Source organism: Candidatus Eisenbacteria bacterium, from assembly GCA_035712145.1.
Classification (GTDB): Bacteria; Eisenbacteria; RBG-16-71-46; order RBG-16-71-46; family RBG-16-71-46; genus DASTBI01.
In genome coordinates, this window is sequence record DASTBI010000030.1 from 68,486 (window position 1) to 75,275 (window position 6,790).

A 6,790-nucleotide genomic window follows, 5' to 3' on the forward strand; every position below is an offset into this window, starting at 1 on the left:
GGGCTTGTAAGTTCTTGCTCTCCCCGGGGAGAGGACCGAATTACAATCACGCTCTCCCGCGCCGCGAGATCCTATGCGATCTATCATCTGCCCATGGCCCCCCCGGTCGTCGACAATCCTCACAAGAGCCGGTTCGAGACCATGACCCCTCACGGCATCGGCGTGCTGGTCTACGAGCGCTCGGGTGGCAGGCTCAGCTTGAACCACACGGAAGTGCCCGAAGCCGACCGCGATCGTGGAATCGGCACGCGCCTGGTCGAGGCCGCGTTCCAGGAAGCCCGCGACCGGGGCTTGACCGTAGTGCCACGATGTCCTTTCGTCAGAGCCTATGTGGAGCAACATCCTGAAGTGAGCGCGTTGATCGCGAATTCCGAATGACTGACAAGCTGCACGTCTTCGAGGGGAACGGCATCCGCGTCACCTGGTCCAAGGCGCGATGCATCCATTCGGCCGAGTGCGTCCGCGGGCTGCCGCTGGTGTTCCAGCCGGGCAGCCACCCTTGGGTGAAGCCGGACCGAGCCACGGCGGAAAAGATCGCCGAGATCATCGAGCGCTGCCCCACGGGGGCGCTCCACTACGAGCGGCTGGACGGCGGTCGAGCCGAGAGTGCGACGACGACCAATACCGTGACTCCGGAGCCCGACGGCCCCCTGATGGTCCGAGGCCAGATCGAGATCCTGGACGCCGAAGGGAATCTCCTGCACCGCGACACGCGCGTGGCGCTCTGCCGCTGTGGCGGCTCGAGCAACAAGCCGTTCTGCGATGGCTCGCATCGCGCGCGGGGCTTCTCCGACCCGGGCGAGGTCTTCGCTGGCAGTGTGAAGCCGGGCGAGGACCCGGGAAGCGTCCTGCGCTTCACCGTGCGTCCGGCAGGGCCGCTCAAGGCGCGCGGGACCCTCGTGGTGAGGAGCGCGGACGGCCTGGTGAGGGTCTCGGGCGGTGACGCGGCCTTCTGCCGCTGCGGGGGAACTCGCAACCGCCCGTTCTGTGACAAGTCGCACGAGCGGCTTGAATTCGAGCAAGACTCCTCCACTTCGAGCTGACCGCTCAAGTCTCCGGCGGCTTCATCCGACAACCGAGACATGCGGTGGCAACTCCTCATCCTGCTCGCCCTCTCCGGTCTGGCCTTCGCGCCCGCCACCCAGACGCTTCCTCGCGGCACTCTGGCCTTCACCCTCGGATGGGCCCGCAGCCAGGTCGACAGCGCCCTGGCGGACCGCGGCGTCGAGCCGATCTCGGCGGGAAGCGACTTCATCACCACGCCCGGCGAGAGTCCCGAAGTCGAGTTCATCGAGTACTCGTTCGTGCCGATGGCTCACCGCGGCGCCCTGTTGTGGAAGGTCACCTACGGCTACCGCGTCCCCTCCGACCGCCAGGTCTTCGAGGGAGCTCGCGGCACCCTGGTGGGGCAGTTCGGCGCGCCTCATGAGGAGCACAAGGCGGACGTCAAGGCCGGGAACTTCGAGGAGAAGCTCCTCTGGGTCGATGGGCTCACCGCCGTCCAGCTCGGGGCGCGATGGACGGAGCGCCAGGACACGGCCGATCGCATGATGGTCACCTGGGTCGATCGCAAGCTCCAGAAGCAGGCGTCGGTTCAGGTGAAGCCGAAGGGCGGGAAGAAGAAGTAGCTACCGCTCGCGCGCCCGCACCGTGTCCAGCATGGCGCGGGCCGAAACGTCATAGGGATAGCGGGCCAGCAGCGAATCGAGCTGCCCGCGCGCCTCGGCCAGCCGGCCTTCGCTGATCGCCAGCACGGCCAGCACGTACCGCGCATCGCCGGAGTCGCGCCACACCGCAAGACTCGACTCCGCTTCGGCGCTCGCCGCGGCCACGTGGTCGAGCGCCAGGTGGCAGAGCGCGCGCTTCCCCCGGATGCCCGCCAGGAATACGCGCGCACCACGATCCCGCTGGAGTTGATCGGCACGATCGAAGTGGCGCAGCGCAGAATCCGGCGCGTCCGCGATGATGCGGTCGCCGGCGAGATACTCCACGACGGCGCCGTGGTCGAGCACCACGACCTGCCGTGCCTCACCCGGCTCATACTCGACCACGACGTCCGGTGCCCGCGCGCCGTCACGTTGCGCGTCTTCCCAGGTGATCCAGCGGAGCGTGGTGTCCCGGTACCACACCTGAAGGGCCTGTCCCTGGGCGAATGCGTGCTGCGCCATGAGCGGACGATGCCTCCAGGCGACGGTCGAGTGATGCGGAAGCGTCGGATGGATCGAGACGAACGCCTTGCGCGTCTCATGGCTGAGGCGTGACAGCCGCGCCAGGCTCGAGAAGTCGTACGCATTCTCGCCCTCTTGGCGAATCAAAGCCGGTGCGCCGGCACTCAGGCCGAGCGCCAGCAGCCGCACTGCGACCAGCGCCGCGAGTATTGCGGGAGTCGCTGCCCACATGACCGCGACGAGCGCGATCCCGAGCCCCCAGCCTCCGGAGACGACACGAAACGGCCCCCACAACGGAAACACCTGGGTGAGCAGTGCGATGTTGGCGATGAACCACGCGACGCCCCAACCGATCCAGGGGAGTGCTTTGATCAGCCGCCTCCTCGCACTTCTCCGAGCGGCCATGGCCGCCGCCACGAGGAGAACCAACGCGAGCCCCGCGAGCATCGGGGCGGTCGCCCAGCCTTCGAGCGCTCCGAGACCGAGGGCGTCGCGCAGTCCGAGACGAAGCGCCCATGGCAATGTCTCCATGAACGTGGATGGCTGCTCGAAGCGGCTCTGGAACGTGACGTGGCCTTGCCGGAGCACGAAGCCGTAGACGAAGCCCCAGGCCAGCAGCGCGGACCCCAGTCCCAGGATCCAGCGCCGGCGCTCCGGAGTGGTGATCAAAGGCAGCCATGGAAGGAGCAGCGCGGTCACCACGGTGGTTTCCTTGCACAGGAGCCCCGCGACCACCGCCGCGATCGCGCCCGCGAGACTCCGGCGGCTGGCTTCGTGGAACGCCAGAGCGGAGAAGAAGAGCGCGCCGAGATCCTGAATCGTCGTGGGCCAGAGCAGGAACGTTCGGCTCGACTCGGTGAGGAGCGGAAAGCTCGCCGCCGCGGCCGCCCAGGGTCCTGGCCAAACGGAACGAACGGCGCGGTAGACCAGCAGGCTCGAGGCGCCCAGCAAGACGAGGTGGAGCGCGACCGTGAGCCAGGGGCGCTCCGCCATCGAGGCACCGATGAGCCCGTACCAGCCCTGGCGGGAGAGCGGGCGCCAGTAGATCGACGCCCCTCCCCCGTCGAGCCACGATCCTGGCCCGAACAGCGCGTGGCGCAGGAAGTTGAAGTCGTCGGCGAACGGCTCGCCGAGTGGCGGCCCGAGCGAGCGGGCGATCAAGGGCAGCAGCGCCGAGAGAGCGAGCCAGGCCCAGGGATCCCGGAAGGACGTTCGAGACGCCGGCTTCGAGGCCTTCGAAGTGGCGGTTGCGTGAGCGGTTGCGTGAGAGGTGGATGGCGGCACGGAGTGGGGCTATTCTTCCAGAGCTTCGCGTTGGTGACCATCCAGGAGGTCCCCCGTGAAATTCTCTCGCACTGCCCTGCTCGCGCTCTTCGTCCTCGTCACACTCGCTCCTCGTCTGCAGTCAGACGCTGCGGCCGCTCCGCCGCCCGATCCCATCATCCACAACTGCTCTCCCAACGCCACGTTCTCAGCCTGGATCATCGATGGCCAGAGCAACCCCTCGCTCACGCTTGCTCCTGGGAGCAGGCACATCTTCCACGTCATCGCGCCCGGGCATCCCTTCTACATCAAGACGCTGCGTGAAGTCGGAGACGGAAATCAGTTCACGGATGGCGTCAGGAACAACGGCGACGACAACGGGGATGTCCAGTTCGACGTCCCTAACGACGCTCCCCCCCTTCTCTTCTATCAGTGCGGCGTGCATCCGAGCATGGGCGGAAGGCTCAATATCATGAACACGGTGGGTGTGGAGGACGGAATCCCCCACGTGGCCTGGCTGGGCCGCTCGGTGCCCAATCCGACGTCGGGCGCGGCTTCGTTCCGCATTGGACTCCCGCGCGATGCCGAGCTCGACATCGTCATGTTCGATGCAAGGGGACGCAGAGTTCGGACGCTGTGGAATGGTCCAATGGCGGCCGGAACGCACTCGATCGCTTGGGATGGCCGTAGCCAGTCCGGGAGCCTGGCTTCCAGCGGGAGTTACTTCTATCGAATGCGTGTGGAGGGTCGCACGTTGACGGGCCGCCTCCAGGTCATGCGGTAGCGCCGGCCGTCTCCAGACCTTTCGCGACCGCCACACCTGGTTGAGAAGGCCGCGGATACGGCCTATCCTTTCTGCACCTCGTGCTGCCTACCAGGCAAGGAGACCAGCCATGAGAGGCTCCCTGTTCGCGCTTTTGCCGCTCGCCATGCTCCTCACCATTCCACGCGTCAGTACGGCATTCGACGTCAGCGCCCCCGATGCGACGAACTACAACATCGATGGACTGCTCGACCCGACGCTGAACCTGACCCGCCGCGTCACGTACACCTTCAACGTGAATGCTTCGATCCATCCCTTCTACATCAAGACGGCACGCGTCGTGGGGTCGGGAAGCACCTATGATCTGGGCGTGACCAACAACGGTGTATCGATCGGGATGCTCACCTTCCTGGTGCCCAACAACGCCCCCAGCCAGCTCTTCTACCAGTGCGGCAACCATTCGGCGATGGGAGGCACCATCAACATCACCGGCACCGTCGGCGTCGAGGATCCGGTCTCCTCGATGGCTTGGCTCGGACGCGCGACTCCCAATCCCGTTTCCCATGGCACGTGGCTCCGGCTGGGGCTGCCGCGTGACGCGAAGGTCGACGTGGTGCTGTTCGACGCCCGTGGCCGCAAGGTGCGCACGCTGTGGAACGGCCCGATGACGGCCGGCGAGCACGCGATCGCCTGGGACGGCCGCGACGAAGCCCGCCGCCAGGCGCCGAGCGGCGCCTACTTCTACCGGATGAGGGTCGAAGGCCGCACTTTGACGGGCCGGCTGGTGGTCGCAAGATAGGGACCGTGAATCGCTCTGAACTGATCGATACCCAGGGACGCGTGGTGCGGGATCTGCGCATCTCCGTGACCGATCGCTGCAACCTGCGGTGTGTGTACTGCATGCCGGCCGAGGGCATGCCCTGGCTCTCCAAGGACCTCATCCTCACGTACGAGGAGATCGTTCGCCTCTCGCGCATCTCCCTCGATCTCGGTGTCACGGGCATCCGGCTCACCGGCGGAGAGCCGACGGTGCGCGCGGATCTGCCGGTCCTCGTACGGATGCTGAGCGAGCTCAGGCCCGGACTCGACCTGTCGCTCACCACCAACGCGCTCAAGCTGGCGGCCATGGCAGGGGAGCTGAAGGCGGCAGGGCTGACGCGCGTCAACGTCAGCCTGGATACCCTCGATCGGGAACGTTTTCACCGCATCGCGCGCCGGGACCGCCTGGCCGATGTGCTCGCCGGGCTCGACGTCTCGCGCGCCGTCGGCTTCTCGCCGATCAAGGTGAACGCCGTCCTGATGCGTGGATTCAACGAGGACGAAGCGGTGCCGCTCGCCGGATGGGGGCGTGACCAAGGCTACGAGGTTCGCTTCATCGAGTGGATGCCGCTCGACTTCCAGCACGGCTGGTCGCGGGAGCAACTCGTCCCTGCCGCGGAGATCCTGCGCGCGATCGATGCCGTCTATCCGCTCGAGCCGGCGCGAGCCACCGATCCCAGCGCGCCCGCCACCCTCTATCGCTACCGTGACGGACGAGGGACGGTCGGGGTGATCGCGTCGGTGACGCGGCCATTCTGCGGGCACTGCGACCGCATCCGGCTCACCGCCGACGGCCAGATCCGCACCTGCCTGTTCGCGCTCGAGGAGCTCGACCTGCGCGCGGCCCTGCGCGGCGGGGCCAGCGACGAGACGATCGCCGATCTCCTGCGCGCCGCGGTTTGGCGCAAGAAACCAGGCCACCTGATCAACAGCCCCTATTTCAGGCAGCCGGAACGTGGGATGAGCGCGATCGGCGGTTGAGCTCTTCCATGGAGCCCGCCGGCTTCGAGGACCGCTTCGCCGAATCGCTTCGCGGCTTCGGACTGGTCGGCATCATCGCGTTCATCGCGATCGTCCTGGGCAATGCGCTGTTCGCCCCTCTCAGCGCCCTGCTCGCGCTGCTCTGGGCCCGCTTTTCCCACACGCCATGGAGCGCCCTCGGCTTTTCGCGCCCGCGAAGCTTCTTGCGGACGATCATTCTCGGGATCGTGCTCGGCATCGCGTTCAAGCTGCTGATGAAGTCGGTGGTGATGCCTCTGCTCGGCGCCGATCCGATCAATCGCACGTATCACTTCCTGGAGGGCAATCGCGTGGCACTTCCAGGGGCGGTGTTCGCGATGGTGGTGGGGGCTGGCTTCGGTGAAGAGACGCTGTATCGCGGCTATCTGTTCGAACGGATGGGCCGGCTTTGGGGAACGGGCCGCGGCGGAAAACTTGCCACGGTGATCGTGTCATCCATCCTGTTCGGCCTGGCTCACCTGGCCGATCAAGGCCTCGCGGGTCTGCAGCAGGCAACGATCGTTGGTCTTGTGGCCGGCACAATCGTGGCCGTCACGAACCGCATCTGGCTGCCGATGATCCTCCACGCGGCATTCGACCTGACGGCTCTGGCCATCATCTACTGGGGGCTCGAAAACCGCGTGGCGCACTGGTTCTTCCGGTAACGCTTCCAGCTCATGCGCTGAAGATGATCCTGGTCGCCGCCTGAAGAGCCTCTTCCCAGCTCTCGCCTTCGGCGATCGGGAGGTCTGCGGAAACGAATCCGATGCACATGATT

Annotated in this window: 8 protein-coding genes; 7 read left to right on the top strand and 1 reads right to left on the bottom strand. The window is 66.5% G+C overall.

Translation table 11 applies throughout. The features are described from left to right. Positions 1 to 93 precede the first annotated feature (93 nt). Genes VFQ05_01565 through VFQ05_01575 form a run of 3 tightly spaced genes read left to right on the top strand, consistent with a single transcriptional unit; the run spans position 94 to position 1,628 of the window. Positions 94 to 378 (top strand): GNAT family N-acetyltransferase, encoded by a 285-nt coding sequence (locus tag VFQ05_01565; protein HET9325437.1) that lies wholly within the window; start codon positions 94 to 96, stop codon positions 376 to 378. Then, positions 375 to 1,043: a CDGSH iron-sulfur domain-containing protein gene (locus VFQ05_01570; protein ID HET9325438.1), complete on the top strand. Its 669-nt coding sequence runs from the start codon at positions 375 to 377 to the stop codon at positions 1,041 to 1,043. The genes VFQ05_01565 and VFQ05_01570 overlap by 4 nt, the downstream gene beginning before the upstream one ends. 39 nt (positions 1,044 to 1,082) lie before the next feature. Beyond that, positions 1,083 to 1,628, top strand: coding sequence for a hypothetical protein (locus VFQ05_01575; GenBank protein ID HET9325439.1), 546 nt, complete (start codon positions 1,083 to 1,085; stop codon positions 1,626 to 1,628). Here VFQ05_01575 and VFQ05_01580 read toward each other — a convergent pair whose 3' ends face one another. Next, positions 1,629 to 3,329, bottom strand: coding sequence for a hypothetical protein (locus VFQ05_01580; protein HET9325440.1), 1,701 nt, complete (start codon positions 3,327 to 3,329; stop codon positions 1,629 to 1,631). It abuts the gene before it with no gap. A gap of 178 nt (positions 3,330 to 3,507) precedes the next feature. Between VFQ05_01580 and VFQ05_01585 the strand changes: the two genes are divergently transcribed. From VFQ05_01585 to VFQ05_01600, 4 genes are all read left to right on the top strand, one after another. Next, on the top strand, positions 3,508 to 4,215 hold the full coding sequence (locus VFQ05_01585) for a FlgD immunoglobulin-like domain containing protein (protein ID HET9325441.1): 708 nt from the start codon (positions 3,508 to 3,510) through the stop codon (positions 4,213 to 4,215). 109 nt (positions 4,216 to 4,324) lie between these two features. Next, the gene (locus VFQ05_01590; GenBank protein ID HET9325442.1) at positions 4,325 to 4,993 is read left to right on the top strand and encodes a FlgD immunoglobulin-like domain containing protein; all 669 of its coding nucleotides are present in this window, start codon (positions 4,325 to 4,327) and stop codon (positions 4,991 to 4,993) included. Further along, the gene (gene moaA / locus VFQ05_01595; GenBank protein HET9325443.1) at positions 4,990 to 5,994 is read left to right on the top strand and encodes a GTP 3',8-cyclase MoaA; all 1,005 of its coding nucleotides are present in this window, start codon (positions 4,990 to 4,992) and stop codon (positions 5,992 to 5,994) included. The genes VFQ05_01590 and moaA overlap by 4 nt, the downstream gene beginning before the upstream one ends. An 8-nt stretch (positions 5,995 to 6,002) precedes the next feature. Next, positions 6,003 to 6,677 carry a CPBP family intramembrane glutamic endopeptidase gene (locus tag VFQ05_01600; protein HET9325444.1) on the top strand — a complete coding sequence of 225 codons (675 nt, stop codon included), beginning with the start codon at positions 6,003 to 6,005 and terminating at the stop codon, positions 6,675 to 6,677. Positions 6,678 to 6,790: the final 113 nt, after the last annotated feature.

Excerpts from the sequence above, each read along its gene's own strand:
- VFQ05_01600 (HET9325444.1), top strand. The coding sequence starts at position 6,003 with ATGGAGCCCGCCGGCTTCGAGGACCGCTTCGCCGAATCGCTTCGCGGC.
- VFQ05_01575 (HET9325439.1), top strand. The coding sequence starts at position 1,083 with ATGCGGTGGCAACTCCTCATCCTGCTCGCCCTCTCCGGTCTGGCCTTC.
- VFQ05_01570 (HET9325438.1), top strand. The coding sequence starts at position 375 with ATGACTGACAAGCTGCACGTCTTCGAGGGGAACGGCATCCGCGTCACC.
- VFQ05_01590 (HET9325442.1), top strand. The coding sequence starts at position 4,325 with ATGAGAGGCTCCCTGTTCGCGCTTTTGCCGCTCGCCATGCTCCTCACC.
- VFQ05_01565 (HET9325437.1), top strand. The coding sequence starts at position 94 with ATGGCCCCCCCGGTCGTCGACAATCCTCACAAGAGCCGGTTCGAGACC.